This is a genomic window from Brevibacillus daliensis (assembly GCF_021245735.1).
GTDB classification, from domain to species: Bacteria; Bacillota; Bacilli; order Brevibacillales; family Brevibacillaceae; genus Brevibacillus_B; species Brevibacillus_B daliensis.
Window position 1 is genome coordinate 252,481 of the sequence record NZ_JAJISB010000006.1, and the last position, 18,072, is coordinate 270,552.

General features: G+C 41.5%; 15 protein-coding genes. 11 read left to right on the top strand and 4 right to left on the bottom strand.

Annotated features, from left to right (window positions below; translation table 11 throughout):
- Positions 1–186: 186 nt before the first annotated feature.
- From LM917_RS08880 to LM917_RS08905, 6 genes are all read left to right on the top strand, one after another.
- On the top strand, positions 187–2,991 hold the full coding sequence (locus LM917_RS08880; protein ID WP_232697140.1) for a sigma-54-dependent transcriptional regulator: 2,805 nt from the start codon (positions 187–189) through the stop codon (positions 2,989–2,991).
- Between the two features lie 174 nt (positions 2,992–3,165).
- A complete protein-coding gene (locus LM917_RS08885) occupies positions 3,166–3,468 on the top strand; it encodes a PTS sugar transporter subunit IIB (RefSeq protein ID WP_232697141.1) in 303 nt (100 codons plus the stop codon).
- Between the two features lie 15 nt (positions 3,469–3,483).
- Complete coding sequence (celB, locus tag LM917_RS08890) at positions 3,484–4,830, top strand: PTS cellobiose transporter subunit IIC (protein ID WP_232697142.1); 1,347 nt, start codon at positions 3,484–3,486, stop codon at positions 4,828–4,830.
- Positions 4,831–4,906: 76 nt separating this feature from the next.
- Positions 4,907–5,638, top strand: coding sequence for a chitin disaccharide deacetylase (chbG, locus tag LM917_RS08895; protein ID WP_232697179.1), 732 nt, complete (start codon positions 4,907–4,909; stop codon positions 5,636–5,638).
- A gap of 29 nt (positions 5,639–5,667) precedes the next feature.
- Entirely contained in the window at positions 5,668–6,003 is a 336-nt protein-coding gene (locus LM917_RS08900; RefSeq protein ID WP_232697143.1) for a PTS sugar transporter subunit IIA, read from the top strand.
- Positions 5,990–7,336, top strand: coding sequence for a 6-phospho-beta-glucosidase (locus tag LM917_RS08905; RefSeq protein ID WP_232697144.1), 1,347 nt, complete (start codon positions 5,990–5,992; stop codon positions 7,334–7,336). The genes LM917_RS08900 and LM917_RS08905 overlap by 14 nt, the downstream gene beginning before the upstream one ends.
- 119 nt (positions 7,337–7,455) lie before the next feature.
- Here LM917_RS08905 and LM917_RS08910 read toward each other — a convergent pair whose 3' ends face one another.
- Positions 7,456–9,567 carry a sigma-54 interaction domain-containing protein gene (locus tag LM917_RS08910; RefSeq protein ID WP_232697145.1) on the bottom strand — a complete coding sequence of 704 codons (2,112 nt, stop codon included), beginning with the start codon at positions 9,565–9,567 and terminating at the stop codon, positions 7,456–7,458.
- Positions 9,568–9,808: 241 nt separating this feature from the next.
- Between LM917_RS08910 and LM917_RS08915 the strand changes: the two genes are divergently transcribed.
- Both LM917_RS08915 and LM917_RS08920 read left to right on the top strand, forming a co-directional pair.
- Positions 9,809–10,951, top strand: coding sequence for a M20 peptidase aminoacylase family protein (locus LM917_RS08915; RefSeq protein WP_232697146.1), 1,143 nt, complete (start codon positions 9,809–9,811; stop codon positions 10,949–10,951).
- Between the two features lie 26 nt (positions 10,952–10,977).
- Positions 10,978–12,408, top strand: coding sequence for a YfcC family protein (locus tag LM917_RS08920; protein ID WP_232697147.1), 1,431 nt, complete (start codon positions 10,978–10,980; stop codon positions 12,406–12,408).
- A gap of 404 nt (positions 12,409–12,812) precedes the next feature.
- Here the strand turns inward: LM917_RS08920 and LM917_RS08925 are convergent, their stop codons facing one another.
- From LM917_RS08925 to LM917_RS08935, 3 genes are read right to left on the bottom strand one after another with little or no spacing between them, the layout of a single operon-like run.
- Positions 12,813–13,127 carry a DMT family transporter gene (locus tag LM917_RS08925; protein ID WP_232697148.1) on the bottom strand — a complete coding sequence of 105 codons (315 nt, stop codon included), beginning with the start codon at positions 13,125–13,127 and terminating at the stop codon, positions 12,813–12,815.
- On the bottom strand, positions 13,127–13,477 hold the full coding sequence (locus LM917_RS08930) for a DMT family transporter (RefSeq protein WP_232697149.1): 351 nt from the start codon (positions 13,475–13,477) through the stop codon (positions 13,127–13,129). The genes LM917_RS08925 and LM917_RS08930 overlap by 1 nt, the downstream gene beginning before the upstream one ends.
- Positions 13,478–13,516: 39 nt before the next feature.
- On the bottom strand, positions 13,517–14,095 hold the full coding sequence (locus LM917_RS08935) for a TetR/AcrR family transcriptional regulator (RefSeq protein WP_232697150.1): 579 nt from the start codon (positions 14,093–14,095) through the stop codon (positions 13,517–13,519).
- Positions 14,096–14,194: 99 nt separating this feature from the next.
- On the opposite strand from LM917_RS08935, the gene LM917_RS08940 reads away from it, so the two are divergent.
- From LM917_RS08940 to LM917_RS08950, 3 genes are all read left to right on the top strand, one after another.
- Complete coding sequence (locus tag LM917_RS08940; RefSeq protein WP_232697151.1) at positions 14,195–15,478, top strand: NAD(P)/FAD-dependent oxidoreductase; 1,284 nt, start codon at positions 14,195–14,197, stop codon at positions 15,476–15,478.
- 162 nt (positions 15,479–15,640) lie between these two features.
- Positions 15,641–17,257: an ATP-binding protein gene (locus LM917_RS08945; RefSeq protein ID WP_232697152.1), complete on the top strand. Its 1,617-nt coding sequence runs from the start codon at positions 15,641–15,643 to the stop codon at positions 17,255–17,257.
- Entirely contained in the window at positions 17,241–17,939 is a 699-nt protein-coding gene (locus LM917_RS08950) for a response regulator (RefSeq protein ID WP_232697153.1), read from the top strand. The genes LM917_RS08945 and LM917_RS08950 overlap by 17 nt, the downstream gene beginning before the upstream one ends.
- Positions 17,940–18,072: the final 133 nt, after the last annotated feature.

An 18,072-nucleotide genomic window follows, 5' to 3' on the forward strand; every position in this document is an offset into this window, starting at 1 on the left:
AATGATTCAAGCACGCTTTTTCATTGAATATACTAAATTTCATTTATTTTACATATCATTCATATTAATATGGATGTAGAACTGGAATTCGGAAAGGTCTATTGTTTTCATGTTAAGGCCCTTTAGCTTTTTTTACATTTCAAAAATTGAAAGTAGAATCCTACCTTCACTATGACAGGTGATAAGATGAAAAGAATTGATTTTGTCTATCAGAAGATACGGGAGTTATCTCAGGCAGGTCAAACAGGTATTACGGCACAGGATTTGGCAGAGCTTTTGTGTTTGAATAGAGCCAACGTAAGCCATGATTTAAATAAATTGTGGAAAGAAGGCAAGGTGACCAAAAGCACTCACAGACCTGTACTTTTTTCTGCTATTGAAACTGCGACGCCCCTCTCTTTACAGCGGGCTACTTCAGAGCCCTCCCTTTCTGCGAAAAAAGATTCTTCTACTATTTCTAATGACGAGAACGTGAGTTGGAATTTTCAAAAATATAGACAGGAACCAGGGATTTCTTTAATGGAACAGCTGGCTAAAGATTGTCAAAGCTTACGTGGAATGATCGAGCAGGCAAAGGCAGCCCTTCTTTATCCGCCAAATGGCATGCACACGCTGTTGTTTGGTGAAACCGGGGTTGGAAAAACCATGTTTGCAGGAGTCATGCATGAATATGCAGTAGATAAAGGAATATTGTCAGAGGAAGCTCCTTTTATTACATTTAATTGCGCTGATTATGCAAATAATCCACAGCTATTAGTAAGTCAACTTTTTGGAGTAACAAAAGGCGCCTATACAGGAGCAGATCGTGATCGGGAAGGATTAATAGAAGTGGCTCAGGGTGGCATTCTATTTTTGGACGAGGTGCATCGTCTCCCATCCGAGGGTCAGGAAATGTTGTTCACTTTTATTGATAAAGGTTTCTATCGACGAATGGGTGAGACCAATTTCACTCGGCAAGGACAGGTTAGATTAATCGCTGCTACTACAGAAAATCCTGATTCTGCTCTATTAGCTACGTTTACGAGACGGATTCCGATGATTATACAGCTCCCTTCATTAAAAGAGCGAGGGCTGGAAGAACGATTACAACTAGTCGTCCAGTTTTTCCATGAAGAGTCGTACCGACTGGGTAAAGACATCCATATATCAAGCAATACCGTTCGAGCATTACTTTTATACCAGTGTCCTAACAACATTGGTCAGCTTAAGGCAGATATCCGATTATCCTGTGCGAAAGCATATGTTGACTATATTTCTCTTCGTAAAACAGAAATACAAATCACAACGTCCGATTTACCTATGCATGTAAAGGAAGGTTTACTTCACGTTCAGCAAAATAGAAAAATGATAGAAAAGTTGCTAGGGGATCGCAAATATTATACGTTTCACCCTGATCAAGAACCATATATGTTAGAGGATTCTTCTGCTATTGATGTGAGTATTTATGAACGTATGGAACAAATGTCTGAAGAGCTGAGGGCAAATGGGATAACAGATAATGAAGCATATAACATTCTGGACTCAGAGATAGATAAATATTTTACCAGTTACTTAAAAAAGGTACGTCAAGGGATTAATCAGGAAGATATGCTGAGAATCCTCCATCCAGAGATTGTTCATGTTGTAGAGGATATCGTCAGCTATGCGGAAACCAGATTAAACAGAAAACTGACAAGAAATGTGTTGTTAGGTATGTCCTTACACATTCAAACGTTGATAGATCGGGTGAAAAAGGGGAAGAAAATCTCCAATCCTCAATTAAACCAAATAAGTATGCAGCACAAGCGAGAATTCCTCGTGGCTCTTGAATGTGTGAGCAAAATTGAAGAGGCATTTGACCTGGAAATCCAGTTAGATGAAGCCGGCTTCCTGACCATGTTCTTTGTCCATGATGATGTGCTGGTGGAAGAAAAGAAAAATTATGTTGGTATCATTGTGATGATGCATGGCAATACGAGTGCGTCTTCAATGGTGGATGTTATAAACCGGTTATTAAATACCTCCCATGCCCTGGCTCTCGATATGCCGTTAGAAAAACAGCCACAAGAGATTTTAACGGAAGCTATGGAATTGGCTAAAAAAATGAATCGCGATGATGGCTTGTTACTATTGGTGGACATGGGATCACTTCTTACATTTGGAGATATGATTAGCAAAGAGCTAGGTATGGAGGTCAAGGTAATTCCGTTGGTAAGTACGACGCATGTACTAGAAGCAACGCGTAAAGCGATTTCTGGAGCATCACTTGATTCCATCTATCAGAGTGTGCTCGCTGTTTCCAGCCACGAATTCATGGAACAGTCGACTGGCAAAGAGCGAAAGAAACTCCCGAAGCAAGTAATTGTCACTGCCTGTCTCACTGGTGAGGGAAGCGCTCTCGTTATCAAAAATCTATTAAAGCACTATTTGCGTTTTCAAAATGATAAGCTACAAATTATTCCGATTACTTGTTTGGATCAAGATGGAGCCAGAAGAGAGTTAGAGGAGTTAAAAAAGGAACGGTACATTCTTTGTACGGTAAGCAACTTTCGCATAGACCCACAGGTACAGCATTATAATATTGAGCAGGTGCTAAGTCTTCAGGCGATCCATGAAATTCAACAACTCATTGATAATGAAGAAATCTATCAGGTCATGGGAGAAACGTTAGAGATGCAGTTAAAACATCTACCAGGTGAAAGAGTACTGGGAGATATAAGAGGTATCATCTCGGAAATGGAAAAAGAAATAAAACAGAGTTTTACTTCAGATGAACTGGTTGGCATTACGTTGCACATGTGTTGTATGTTAGATCGATTAAAAGGCGGAGAATCAGTTACGGAGTTTAGAGGAAAAGAGGAATATATCTTACGTTATCGCGATATCTTCCTGACTATTCAAAACGTTTTACGGCCATTGGAGATGACGTACGGGGTTCGGATAGAGGAGAATGAAATTTGTTATCTTGTAAGATTCTTCGCAATGCAAGAGGCAGGTAAAACACTCTATTAGCCTAAAAATCGAAACACTATTCGTTAGTGTTTCTTTTTTTTCGTTTTATAAAACACTACATATATTTTTGGGGTAATAATGGGTGTTCATGAGGATCAATAGTGTTTTGGCACGGCACTTGCTTCATATTAAGCAGTGTAAAACAGAAATTAAAGAGAGGAGGTTTGTATCCAGATGAATATTTTACTTTGTTGTGCAGCTGGTATGTCTACGAGTCTGTTGGTTACTAAGATGGAACAAGCAGCCAAGGACCGGGGGCTAGCTGTAACCATCTGGGCAGTGTCCTTAGACGAAATGAAGGACAACTGGGAAAAAGCTGATGTCGTGTTAGTAGGTCCACAAGTTCGATACAAATTGGCAGATTTACAGAAGGAGGGGAGAGGGCGAAGTATTCCGGTAGAGCTGATTAACACGGTTGATTATGGAATGCTTAATGGGCCTAAGGTATTGGAAGCTGCACTAAACATGAAGAAATAGATGGGAGTGAAACGGATGGATAAGCTCATCCAGTATTTTGAAAGAGCGCTTATGCCGTTTGCTAGCAGATTAGCGGCTCAAAAGCATCTGCAAGCAATTCGTGATGGTATCGTATTAACATCTCCACTAATTATTATTGGCTCATTCTTCTTGATTATCGCAAGTCTTCCAATCCCAAATTATCCCGAATTCATGGCGAGTATTTTTGGAGATCAATGGAGAAACAAACTGATATACCCAGTTTTTGTTACATTTGATATTATGGGACTTGTAGCAAGTATTGGAATCGCTTACAGACTTGCTGAGAAATACAAGGTGGATGCTTTATCTGCCGCTTCCGTATCTCTGGTTTCATTCTTGCTTGTAACTCCTTTGAACACTATGTTTACTCCTGAAGGTGCAACTGCCGCGGTTGAAGTAGGTGGCGTTATTCCAATGGCGCTAATGGGAAGTAGAGGATTGTTTGTTGCGATGGTTTTTGCCATTATTTCCGTTGAAATCTTCCGTTATATTATTCAGAAGGATATTGTCATTAAAATGCCTGAAGGAGTACCTCCTGCTGTATCAAAATCATTTGTCGCATTATTTCCAGCCTTTGTCGTAGTTGTAGTGGTTTGGCTCATTCGATTGGTCATGGAGAACACAAGTTTTGAAAGCGTACACAACATTATCTCCACGTTACTTGGTGTTCCGTTAACGATGCTAGGAAGTAGCTTGATTGGTTCAATTATTGCGGTATTATTAATTCACTTACTATGGTCTTGCGGTCTACATGGAGCCAATCTTGTAGGTGCAGTAATGAGTCCGATTTGGCTCATGCTCATGGACCAAAACCGTGTTGCTTTCCAAGCAGATCCAAATGGACAGCTTCCCAACGTTGTAACCGCACAATTCTTTGACCTCTGGATTTATATTGGAGGTTCCGGAACGACCTTAGCCTTGGTTGTAGCTATGTTTTTCTGGGCAAAGAGTGCACAGTTAAAGAGTCTAGGTAGACTTTCGATTGGCCCAGGTGTATTTAATATTAACGAACCGGTTATCTTCGGTATGCCGATCGTTATGAATCCAATTCTTATTATTCCATTTATTCTTACTCCTATCGTGTTGGTTATTGTCACTTACTTCGCGATGGAAACAGGATTAGTAGCTAGACCAAGCGGTGTATCTGTACCATGGACCACACCAATGCTATTTAGTGGATATCTGGCGACAGGTGGTAAAATTTCTGGTCTCGTCTTACAGGCTGTCAACTTCCTGATTGCCTTCCTGATCTACTATCCATTCTTCCGTCTATGGGATAATCAAAAGTTGAAAGAAGAACGTGCTGCAGAAAATACTCAAACTCCTCCAGTAAGCGTATAAACTATTGTGAGGCGCTGCCGTCCACCTGGTTCGGCAGCTACTCAATTTTTCATAAGGGGGAATTATTACGAAACTGATCGTGAACGCAGACGATTTTGGTTATTCAGCAGGCGTGAACTTAGGAATTATCGCTGCTCATCAGGAAGGAATTGTTACCTCTACTACGATGATGATGAATATGCCAGGTGTTCAACATGCTTTCAAGCTGGCAAGGGAAAATCCAGAGCTTGGTGTAGGAATTCATCTCGTACTCACATGTAATAAACCGCTTAGTAACGATGTTTTTTCTCTTGTAAATGAGGAAGGAAATTTTCACTCCTTACAGGAAATTCATCAGCATGCAAATATGGAAGATGTGAAGCGAGAGTTTACGAAACAAGTAGAAGCATTTTTGGAGTCTGGACAAAAGCCTACGCATATTGACAGTCATCATCATGTACATGCAAATGAAAATATCCTGCCAGTTGTTATTGAACTGGCTGAGCAGTATCAATTGCCAATTCGGCATTTTCGCACGCTTCAAAATGAGCATGTGAATCTGGGGGAGATTATAACAACGGACGCATGCAATGCAGATTTTTATGGGAATGACCTGTCCGTTGAGACGATAGAGAAGATTATCGATAGTTACGATGTGGATATATTGGAAATCATGACGCATCCTGCTTATATCGATCAATCTCTGTATCAGGGAAGTAGATATTCTCTGCAAAGAATGAAAGAACTTGATATTTTGACAGACCCAAGAGTGAAAGAGATGTTGATGGCACGTAATATTCAGCTGATTACGTTTAAACACCTTGGATGATTGTAGACATTGGATAGGAGGCTGACCAGATGGAAGTAGCAGATGTAGCATTTCACATCATATTGCATGGGGGCAATGCCAGAAGCTTTGCTATGGAAGCAATTTCAGCAGCAAAACAAGGTGAGCTAGAACAAGCACGTTCGCTAATTGAGGAAGCGGTTTTGGAACTAAGAAAAGCACATCAGATTCAGACGAATTTAATACAAGAAGAAGCACAAGGAAATAAGACGGAGCTTACTTTGTTAATGATTCATGCACAAGATCATTTGATGAATGCCATGACGGTTAAGGATTTAGCGATTGAATTCATCGATATGTATGAAATGATGAAAGTCAGAGGAGGAGTCAAGGTTGAGCGGACTTAAAATTGTTACCATTGGCGGCGGATCAAGTTATACTCCCGAGCTGGTAGAAGGTTTTATTAAGCGATACGATCAGCTCCCGATCAGCGAATTATGGCTGGTCGATATTCCAGAAGGCGAAGAAAAGCTAAACATTGTCGGAACATTAGCGAAACGAATGGTCGAAAATGCTGGTGTACCGATGAAGATTCATTTGACACTAGACCGAAGAGAAGCGTTAAAGGATGCAGATTTTGTAACTACACAGCTACGTGTGGGCATGCTAAAAGCAAGAGGCTTGGATGAAAGTATTCCCTTAAAACACGGATGTATCGGACAGGAAACAAATGGAGCGGGGGGATTATTTAAAGCACTACGTACCATTCCTGTTATCCTAGATATTTGCAAGGATATGGAAGAACTCTGCCCGGATGCCTGGTTAATTAATTTTGCGAATCCGGCCGGGATGGTAACGGAGGCGGTAATTCGCCATAGTAATATTAAACGTGTAGTTGGATTATGTAATGTTCCAGTTGGTATGCAAAAAGCGGCAGCCAAGATGCTGGGTGTTGATGACTCTAAGCGGGTTCACATCGATTTTGCTGGTTTAAACCATATGGTATTTGGGCTACAAGTGTATTTGGATGGAGAAGTGGTTACAGATAAAATTATAGAGATCCTGACCAGTGACGAAGAGAGCGGCCCTAGTGACCGTAATATTGTTAATATGGGTTGGGAAAAAGACTTTATCAAAGCATTAGGCATTTTGCCGTGTCCGTACCATCAGTATTATTATCAGACGGAAAAAATGCTGAATCACGAGCTGGAAGCAGCTTCGAAGGAAGGCACACGGGCACAGGTAGTTCAGAAGGTTGAGGCAGAACTGTTTGAATTGTATAAAGACCCTGAACTGGCGATTAAACCACCTCAACTGGAGAAACGTGGGGGTGCGTACTATAGTGATGCAGCGTGTAATCTAATCTATTCCATTTATAACGATGTACGGGATATTCAGCCTGTAAATGTTCGTAATAATGGAGCCATTACTGGCATACCGCACGACTCTGCGGTCGAAGTAAACTGCGTCATCACTAAAGATGGACCATTACCAATTACGGTTGGTGAACTACCTGTTGCGGTCAACGGATTGGTTCAACAGATTAAGTCATTTGAGCGGGTTACCATCGAAGCGGCTGTAAGTGGTGATTACCATAAAGCGCTCCTTGCCATGACGATTAATCCGCTGATTCCATCTGATGAGAAGGCAAAAGTAATTCTGGACGAAATGATGGAAGCACATAAAGCGTATCTTCCTCAGTTTTTTAAGGAAGGCCATCAGGTTGGGGCAAGTTATTAAATAAATAGAGATAAAAGTGATTCAAAAAATAAAATAACCCCCCTTATATCAGTAGCGTAAGGAGAGTTTCCACAGTCTGAAACAGGGAGTGACAAGTCGCTCCCTGTTTTCATTGGTAATTAAACTTCACGCTCCCGCAATTGCAATACCTCATAAACCTTTAACCCGAGCGGAGTCATCCTCGTACCTTGTTTTTTTACCCCAACCGATAAACATCCCAACCTCTGTAGCAACGATAGTCTACTGCGAAGCTGTGCTTCCGTTAAAGGATAGCGGAGCATTCTCAAAAGAGTGGCACGTCCTATTGTTTCAGTTCGCTTATAGCAAATCGCTAACTGATATAAAATCTCCTGATATTCTGATAGGGAACCGTGACCAGTAAGGAACGAGATAATCTCTATTGGTTCAGAGTCATCCTTTGTTTGTATAGATTCGTTCTGCCCATTGCTATTTTGCCCCAGCTTTTTCTGAGTAAGTCCAGGTAGATGGCGTACCTCCACTAGTTGATTGTCCGCAATTACCACAAGATATTGTAACAAGTTTTCTAGCTCACGAATGTTGCCAGGCCAATTATACCCTTGCAACAGTTCTTTCGCTTCTTTGGAGAAGGCGAGTTTCTTTTTATTTTTTTTGAGAAAATTCTGAATCAGTGTAAACAAATCCTCACGCCGTTCTCGAAGTGGTGGTATGTGCAATGGCAACACGTTTAGACGGTAGTAGAGGTCCTCACGAAACGTACCATTTTTCATCATATCCATCAGATTGCGGTTCGTAGCAGCAATTACTCGCACATTGACGGGAATCATCCGGTTTGCACCTATCCGCATCACTTGTCGCTCCTGCAAGACTCGTAACAAGGAAGCCTGAATGCCTAGTGGTGCATCCCCAATCTCATCCAGAAAAATCGTACCATTATGGGCTAGTTCAAACAGACCCATCTTTCCACCTTTGCGTGCTCCGGTAAACGCCCCTTCTTCATAGCCGAAAAGCTCGCTTTCCGCTAGACTTTCTGTCAAACCTGCGAAGTTAACAGGGACAAAAGGACAGTCCCGACGTGTGGAATGCTGATGGATGGCTTGCGCAAACACTTCTTTTCCTGTTCCATTTTCCCCTGTAATCAATATGGTGTAGTCGCTTTCGGCAAGCTTAAGGGCAACCTGTTTGTTGCTCTTGGTGGATTGGCTTTCACCGATAATATGTTCAAAAGAATATTTAGTACTAAGCCCTAGACCAATGCTCTTTTTACGGATTTCCTGTTCGGTTCTCTGCATTTTGGTTACATCTTGAAAGGTAATAACGGCTCCAAGAAGCTGATCATCCAGGAAAGTTGGAACGATGGTAACGAGCAAGTACTGATCTCTGATCTGTAAAAGGTGGTCAGTCATCTCCGTTTGGGAGAGTAAGACCTGATTCACGCGAAACTCGGGCAATACGTCTTGTACATGCCTGCCAATGCTTGCGGTAGCAGAGAGATTCATAATTTTTTCCGCTTCTTCATTTAAGACAGTAATCAAACCCTCAGCATCCGTCCCGATAATCCCTTCATGAACCGCATTCAGAATGGCTTCCAGTTTTTTATTCAATTGACGTTCTTGATTGGCGGAGTGAGTCAATTTTCGCCCGAGTCGCACGAAGTCACTAATAAATTCAGCGGTGAACAGGTTGGCTTTCTCGACGGGCAGATGTAATATCCTAGCAATATCCAGGATTGTAGTTAGGTCAATGCGCAGGTGACCGATTTCAATTATATTTGTAATGTGTTCTGGAACAAGCTCTCGTAATCCGTGACAAACAGCAATATCAATATCGTCCGCTTCTGGTATTGGTGTATCTGTTCCAGGAGCATAGGGGATGAACTGCAAATGATCAAAACCGAGATGACGCAGAAGTTCAGTGGAATCTTCCGCAATTACCTGGTTGTTAGAAACGAGTAGGCATCTTGTGCCTGGTGCCAGGTCCATCAGTTGATCCAGTTTGGTTAAATCCACGGTTCTTCTTGCGATCACCAAAGGTATTTTCCGCGCGCATGATGGTATCAAGCTAAGTAGCTCCTGGACTGGAATAATAATTAAGTCAGCACGTTCACAGACATGAAGTGGAAGATCAGAGGTACCATAGTACCCTTCAATTTCCACTTGTTGATCGAAAAAGATACGAAGATTTTCTTCAAAAAGGTCACATATTTTTTCTGTATGAGTTACAAGAACAATCCGAGGAATTCTTTTTGTCATGGTTACCTCCTAGGTCCTATATTAGAAATGTGTATGATTCTTATCATTTTAGGCTAATAATCAGTTAATTTCAATAATTAAAACAACCTAAATAATAACCAATAAATTTTGTATACTATAGGATCAGTGTGCAAGAAAGAAGGAGGGACTGCGTTTCTTCCGTAATTAGAGTAATTGGCATGAAAATTGCATTAATTCAATTACAATAATTTTTTTAACATGTAAAGAGAGGAATGATTTCATGAGTAAAACAAAACTGTCTACGTTTTTGACAGAGCGACAAGATGAGATTATCTCTACCTACAACCAATTGCATCAACTAGCAGAACCTAGCTGGCAGGAAGAAAAGACATCGCAATTTTTGGTCGATGCTCTACAAAAGGCTGGAATTATGGTGAAGCGCTTTGATGGCCACTACGGTTTTATTGCAGAAATACCTGGTGAGCAGGAAGAAGTCGTGGGACTACGTGCGGACATGGATGCATTGGTCCAGGAAGTGGATGGTGTCGTGAAACCGAACCACTCTTGCGGTCATGATGCCCACTCTACGCTGGTTCTTTATAGCGCACTGGCGATTGCAAGCATGGGAATCACACCCAAAAAGACGATTCGCTTTCTCTTTCAACCAGCGGAAGAAAAGCTAGGTGGAGCGATGAAGATGATTGAGGATGGGGCACTTAAGAGCGTCACTCAATTAATGGGCGTCCACCTGCGTCCAGAGATGGAAGTTCCTTTTGGTAAAGCAGCACCAGCTATTTTCCATGGAGCTACTACCTTTTTGAAAGGAACGATCAAGGGATTGCAAGCTCACGCGGCGAGACCTGCTTATGGTAAAAACGTTATTGAAGCAGCAACCGTTCTGGTACAGGCCCTTCAAAACATCCGACTGACGGCCAATTCCGGTTTTTCGGTCAAAATGACGCAATTACAAGCGGGAGGAGAGACGTCGAATGTAATCCCGGATCGAGCTACCTTTACGCTGGATGTGCGGGCACAAACTAACGAGGGAATGGATGAACTTCGAGAAAAAACTGACCATGCCATCAAGTATTCTGGGGAGTTGATGGGTGTGGACATAGTTGCGGAATGGGGCGGTTTTGTACCTGCTGCTGTTCCTAATGAGAGTATGATTAAGCTGGCTGAACAAGCGATTACCGATGTGTTGGGAGCTGAAAATCTGACTGAGCCGTGCGTGACGCCTGGGGGAGAAGATTTTCACTTCTATCCACTGAAATGTCCGACAGTTCAGTCTACGATGGTTGGTCTTGGCTGCGGTCTGAAACCGGTCTTGCATCATCCTAACATGTCTTTTGACACAACTGCGCTGGTTTATGGTGCACAAATCTTGGCTACTGCTGCATGGGAAGCGGCACATTCAACTTAGAGGGTTAAGGAAAAGGGGTTATGATCATGGATTCTACGAACAATGCGATACCAACAGGCAAACCGAAACGCCGCCTTAGGCAGATTGATGCTTATGTACTTTTGTTTTGCATTCTGCTGATTTGTGCTGCGGCTACCTACCTGGTACCAACAGGGGAGTTTGAACGGGTAAAAAAAGGAGAGATTACAGTCGTTGTGCCAGGCAGCTATCATGCGGTTCCGGCCAATCCGACCGGTTTTATGGACTTTTTTACCGCCATTCAGATGGGGATGATCAAAGGGGCTCCGATTATTTTCCTGGTGCTTTTTACAGGTGGTGCGCTTGCGGTATTGGATAAAACGGGAGCACTACGGGCAGCGATTTTGACGCTCGTTAGGAAGTTAGGTAATCGGGAAACATTACTGATTATTCTGGTTTGTGCCGTGTTCTCTTTCCTGGGTACACTTGGGGTTATTGTCAACTCAGTTATTGCCTTTATACCACTTGGAATCATGATTGCAAGAGCAATGAAACTGGATGCAATCTTTGGGGTATCGCTTATCTATCTGGGGGTGTACGCCGGATTTAACACCTCCATCGCCTTTCCGGGAACAATTGGACTATCGCAACAGATAGCGGAGCTACCACTGTTCTCAGGTATCGGCTTTCGGACGATTATCTATATCAGCTTTGTTATCGTAACGATCTGGTATATTGCCCGTTACGCCAAAAAGTTAAGAAAAGATCCCAACAACAGTATTCTGGGTGCTACCGCGTTTCCGTCTGAAAATGACAAGACGGATAACGAAATAGACGCCAATATGGAATTTACTCTGCAGCACAAACTGATTTTGGCTTTTACCGGACTTGTTCTGATATCGTTTATTGCTCTTACGCTTATTCTCAAATGGGATGTAAATGAAATGGCTGGTATATTTATCTTTATCGCTATCGGTGTCGGTCTCATTAGTCGGATGGAGGTAAACGATATTGCCAAAACATTTATCCAAGGCTGCCAAAAGCTGGTCTATGGTGCACTTATCGTCGGTATGGCCCGTGCGGTAACCGTTATCCTGGAAGATGGGAAATTCCTAGATACGATTGTAAACTGGTTGGCGATTTTACTTGAACCATTATCGCCTGTGGCAGGGGCTATCGGGATGTTCCTGGGAAGCGCAGGGCTTCATTTCCTGATTTCCTCCGGTTCCGGTGAAGCGGTCATGCTGATGCCAATCCTGGCTCCGCTTTCCGACCTAATGGGGATTACCCGTCAAGTTGCGGTAGAAGCGCTGATGCTTGGAGAAGGTGTCGTGAACTGTATCAACCCAACTTCCGGGGTACTGATGAGTATTTTGGCGATCAGCGCCATCCCGTATGGCAAATGGATTCGCTTTATGATGCCGCTTATAGGGATATGGGTTGCGATCTCTATGGTCTTCCTGGTAATCGGGGTTATGATTAACTGGGGACCTTATTAATAGAAATAACGGATAGGCCTGTGACTGTCAGGTCTATCCGCTTTTTAATGTGAAAATTGAAAAACTTCTAATTCATCCTGATGATGAATTTTGTACAAATTTAGCTAAAAAAAGAAACTGTGACAGAATTGAAGTTCATTGCCATTCAAGAAGAATAGATGCACATAGGTTTTATTCTCGACAAGGATTTACTGAATCCCCAAAGTACTTTATGAAGAGGATAAACGAATCTATATAAGAATCGTAATCAAACAAACGGGTGCTTTCGTATAATTAGAATCCAGAAAAGGAGAATAGGGGGTCTTAATTGCGGAAGAATAAATCAAATTGCTCTGGACAAGTATTCCAGAGCGAATGTATTTTTAATAGCACTATAATGTAAGACTTATTTCGATAGACATACACTACGAGATCATTTTTAACCCAATAGCAGCCGTAACAATCATTAAGATAAACAGAATACGACGCCATTCTTTCGGCTCGTTATAGACGAACATCCCCAGAAGAGCACTACCCATTGTACCAATTCCTGTCCAGACAGCGTAAGCCGTACCCATAGATAATGTATTCATGGCTAGATACAAAAGATTAAAACTGAATACGAATCCAAGAACTAATACAGCGATTGATGATGGAGCAGGCTTCGTTGCCACTTTTTTTAATCCAAGAACACCAACTACTTCAAAACCGCCGGCAAATACCAGATAGATCCAGCCCATTAATGACTCATTCCTTTCGCATCAGATGTGTCTTCCTCTTTTGTAATCAGCTTCAATCCGATTACTCCAGTTAATAACAAGGCGACCAGAGCAATCTTGGCAACAACAACTGGTTCACCAAATAGGAGAATTTCAGTAAGTACAGTTCCCGCAGTACCTATCCCTGTAAATACAGCGTATACCGTACCGATCGGCAATTTTTTTGTGGCTTGAATCAAAACATAAAAGCTTATCATTATGGCAATTAAGGTACCTGCCCACTCGTACCATGTTACTGAGTGTTTAATACCAGAAACCCAGTATATTTCTAACAACCCGGCTATAAGCACATAAAGCCAGTTTTTATTCATTCTATTCTCCTCCGTTTCTCTCCCTTGTACATAGTTGAACTAAAGTATTGCAAGGCCTTTCGCATATATTTTCCAAGATGCCTTCCAGCGTTTTTCAAATCGATCTACCCCACCGAATAATAATTCAGCGAATAACCCATCGACTAAACAGAAGAACGCAATAGCTGCTTCTGAAGGATCATCTATCTGTATTTCTCCTGTTTTCTTTGCCTCTGTAAAAATGGGAATCAGTAGTGCTTCCCATTCGTCATAATAGTTGTTCGTGCTTTTGCTTATTTCCTCCATCATGGATGAAGGCGGAAAAAAGGCCATCCGTAGCCAGAACCTGAATAAATCGCTCTGTTCATATTTTTTCTGAAATGAATGCAATAAAGTTGGTAAAAGCACATCCAAGGAATTTTCCTTTTGTTCCTCTAGAAAGGCTCGAATAAACTGAGTCTCAATTTGATAGACGTCGTGGATCAAAAGAAACAGCAAATCATCCTTTGATTTAAAGTGAGCATAAATGGATGGCTTTTTGATACCAACCTCATTAGCAATTTGAGCGAGTGAGGTTGCTTCATAGCCATGTTCAGCAAAACAGCGTAAGGCAGCCTCCTTAATTCGTTGTGCAGTCATCAATTATCACTCCCTAACTAACGATCGTTAGGAAGATAATCTCACATTTTTTTTCTCTTGTCAAATTGATTATATACGAGGTGTATTTTTGTAGGGAGTATGACTTTATTTTCACCTGCTTCGGAAATACTACCTATACTAATTGTGATCAAGGCAGGTGCTACAATGAATCTGAAAACAGGTTCTCTACTTTGGATGGATAGTTATCCGGATGCTCCTACTTATCCTTGTTTGGAGAATGATATAGCTTGCGATGTTCTGGTTATTGGTGGGGGAGAAGCAGGGGCGTTAACTGCCTATCAGTTAATTAAGTGTGGTCTTGATGTCGTACTTGTGGATAAAAGATCTATTGCTCATGGGACTTCGAGTGCAAGTACAGGGTTGTTACAATTTGCGAATGATAAATCACTGGGTTCTTTTGTACATTCTATTGGTGAGGAGAATGGATGTAGATTTTATCAGTTATGCAGAGAGGCTTTGGAACACCTAAGTGACATTACGAATTCCTTACCTCTTTCTGTTGATTTTCAGAGACGACCATGTCTTTATTTTGCGTCTTGTCCTGAAGACGTGATTACCGTGCAAACTGAGTATGAACTGTATAAAAAAATGGGTTTCCCCGTAACTTATTTTACTGAGGGTCAGATTGCTGAAAGATTCCCATTCAAAAAATTGGCGGGTCTATACTCGGAGGGAGATGCAGAGGTTAATCCTTACAAGTTGGCTCATGGGCTTATTCAATATGGTCAGCAAAGAGGAATGCGTGTATTTGAGAAAACAGAAATAAAAAGACACCGAATGGAAGAGGGCAAGCTACTCTTTCTATCGTCAAATGGATCACATATTCGATGTAAATATGCTGTTTATGCTACTGGTTATGAAACACAGGAATATAAAAGTAATTCTAATGCATTTCTAGGCAGCACTTATGCTTTAGCAACACAGCCATATGAAGATTTTTCTTCATGGACAGATCGCTGTTTAATTTGGGAAACGGCACGCCCTTATCTTTATATACGAACAACCGCGGATAATCGAGTAATAGCAGGAGGCTTAGATATAGCGACTGCAAAAGAACAGGACCGGGATAAGAGATTGTTACATAAAACAGAATTGTTAATAGAGAAACTGCAAGAATTGTTTCCAACATTGCCTGAAATGAAAGCAGAATATGCATGGGCGGGGACAATAGGCGGGACACATGATGGATTACCGTTGTTTGGTCCACAGGAAGGATATCCAAATTCATATTTTATTTTAGGGTATGGAGGAAATGGAACAGTCTGTAGTACAGTTGGGAGTCTTATTTTGAAGGATCTAATAACAAAGGGACATCACCCGGATGCGGAGATGTTTTCCTTTATTCGACAACATCATTCATAATTGAAAGGAGCCTGTGCGAACAGGCTCTTTTTCCGTTCATCCCAAGAGGATTCTGAATCCTTTTAAATTTTTCAAAGTGTGATTTTCACTACTATTGTCAAAAAGCTTGTCTATTCTGTGACTATAGTCTGTATAATAAAAATAGGAGGGAGTAGTACAGGAATGAAAGCTTGGTCTGTTTCATTACAAACAAAAATGGTTTTGCTGATTACATTGGTTATTGCTTGTATTGTTGGGAATTTAGCACTATTATTTTCTACAATCATAACCCACTCCGTAGAGGAACAAATCGGCAAACGAGCGCTTAGCGTAGCAAAAACTGTGGCGAATATGGAAACGGTAATATCCGCGTTTGAACTACCAAATCCGTCAAGCGTGCTGCAACCATTAGCAGAGGGTATTCGCTTAAATACGGAAGCCGAATATATAGTTATTGGAAATAGAGAAGGGATTCGCTATACTCACCCGATTGAGAGCCGAATTGGGCACAACATGGTTGGGGGAGATAATCAACAGGCGCTCTTGTACGGCCAATCATATGTGTCTAGGGCAGTGGGGTCGTTGGGTCCTGCTGTTAGAGGAAAAGTCCCGATAAGAGATAATCGCGGTTCCATTATCGGGATTGTATCAGTAGGATTTTTAACCGAAGATATTCAAGAAATTTCTGAATCATACCGAGACAGAGTATTCCTATTTGTAACGATCGCTATTATTACAGGGATTTTAGGGGCATTATTGTTAAGTCGTCATTTTAAAAAGGCGATCTTTGGACTAGAACCTGAAGAAATTGCCGCGGTTTTAGTAGAAAGAAATGCCGTTCTTCAGTCCGTTAATGAAGGGATTATCGTAATAAATAAACAAGGAAAAGTGACACTGGTGAATCAAGCGGCTATCACTATTTTAGATTTACCAGATGAAACGGAAATGATGGGGCAAAATATTACCAACATTTTGCCAGGGAGTAAGATGTTAGAGGTTTTGGAAACAGGGGAGCAGCATCTTGATCGACCAGCGATCATGGCAGGTAAAGAGATTTTGGTAAGCCGTATACCCATAAAAGCGAAGAACAAGGTAATTGGAGTTGTCTGTAGTTTTCGCTCGCAATCAAAAATGAATCAGGTGGTAGAGGAGCTGACACAGGCGAAGCGATATTCAGAGGCTCTACGTGCGCAAACTCATGAGTTTCACAATTTGCTCTATACCATTTCGGGACTTTTACAATTAGGTTCCGTTCAGGAGGCAGTGGATTTAGTTACACAGGAGACATCCTCACATCAAGAGCTTACCTTGTTTCTGGCAAAAGCAGTACCTGATCCATTGATTGGAGCCTTGTTAATAGGGCTTACCAATAGAGCGAGAGAATTGAAAATCCAGTTTAAAATAGATAGTCACAGTAAGCTTCGAGCTGTACCAGCTCATATCAATAGACAAGAAATGGTTTCAGTAATTGGAAACATCATTCAAAATGCCTTTGAAGCGGTACTGGAATCTGATGAAAAAAAGGTTAGCTGCTACCTGTCTGATGTCGGCAATGAGTTGTTATTTGAGGTAGAAGACTCTGGTCCAGGTATCAGGGATGATCTGATTGATAAAATTTTCGAAAGTGGATTCTCAACGAAATCTCCATACCAGCTTGATGAAAAAAGAGGAATAGGACTTGCCAAGGTAAAGCAGATTGTTACAGACTACGGAGGTTACATTATTGTAGGGAAAAGTGAATGGGGAGGAGCATTATTCATCGTAGCTCTTCCAAAAAAAGGAGGTGAATCCCTTGATTGAAGTACTAATCGTGGAAGATGATATTCGTATCGTTGATATTAATCGCAGACTCGTTGAGAAAGTCGCGGGATTTCGAGTTGTAGCCACTGCTACGAACGGTGCAGAAGCAAAGGAAATGTTAGAATTGGCTGCTCCTCAACTGGTTCTATTAGATGTTTTTTTGCCTGATATGCTGGGAATTGATCTAATCCCTTATATTCGAGAACATCATCCGCAAACTGATATCATTATGATAACGGCAGCAAAAGAAATCGAGCTTGTCCAAAAAAGCTTGCGTGGCGGTGTTTTTGATTACTTAATGAAGCCTTTGGTATTTGAGCGTTTTCAAGAGAGACTAGAAAATTATCGAAACCATCTTACGTTTATTACAGAAACGAGATTAGTAGATCAACAAGAGGTTGACCTTTTAATTACTCGACATAAACAGCCCCATAAAGCAAAAGAGAGTCAAATGACAAAAGGAATTGACGCCTTAACGCTGGAAAAGGTATGGCAAGTGGTGGGTCAATCCAAGGATGAAGGGCGTACATCTGAAGAAGTGGGTAAATGTATTGGTGCTAGTAGAACCACTGCCAGGCGATATCTGGAGTATTTAACCGAGCAGGGGAGAGTCTCAGCAGATTTGGTTTACGGAACGGTAGGCAGACCGGAGCGTCGTTACGTGGTAAAAGGAATAAAGTAAACGGAAATACCCTTACCTGGCTTATAAATAAAAGCCAGGTTTTTTTGTGAACAAAATGAACAGAATAATCTAAAAAAACGAAATGAATCTTACTTACACAAACTATTTTTTGTCACATTATTGTAATATTCTT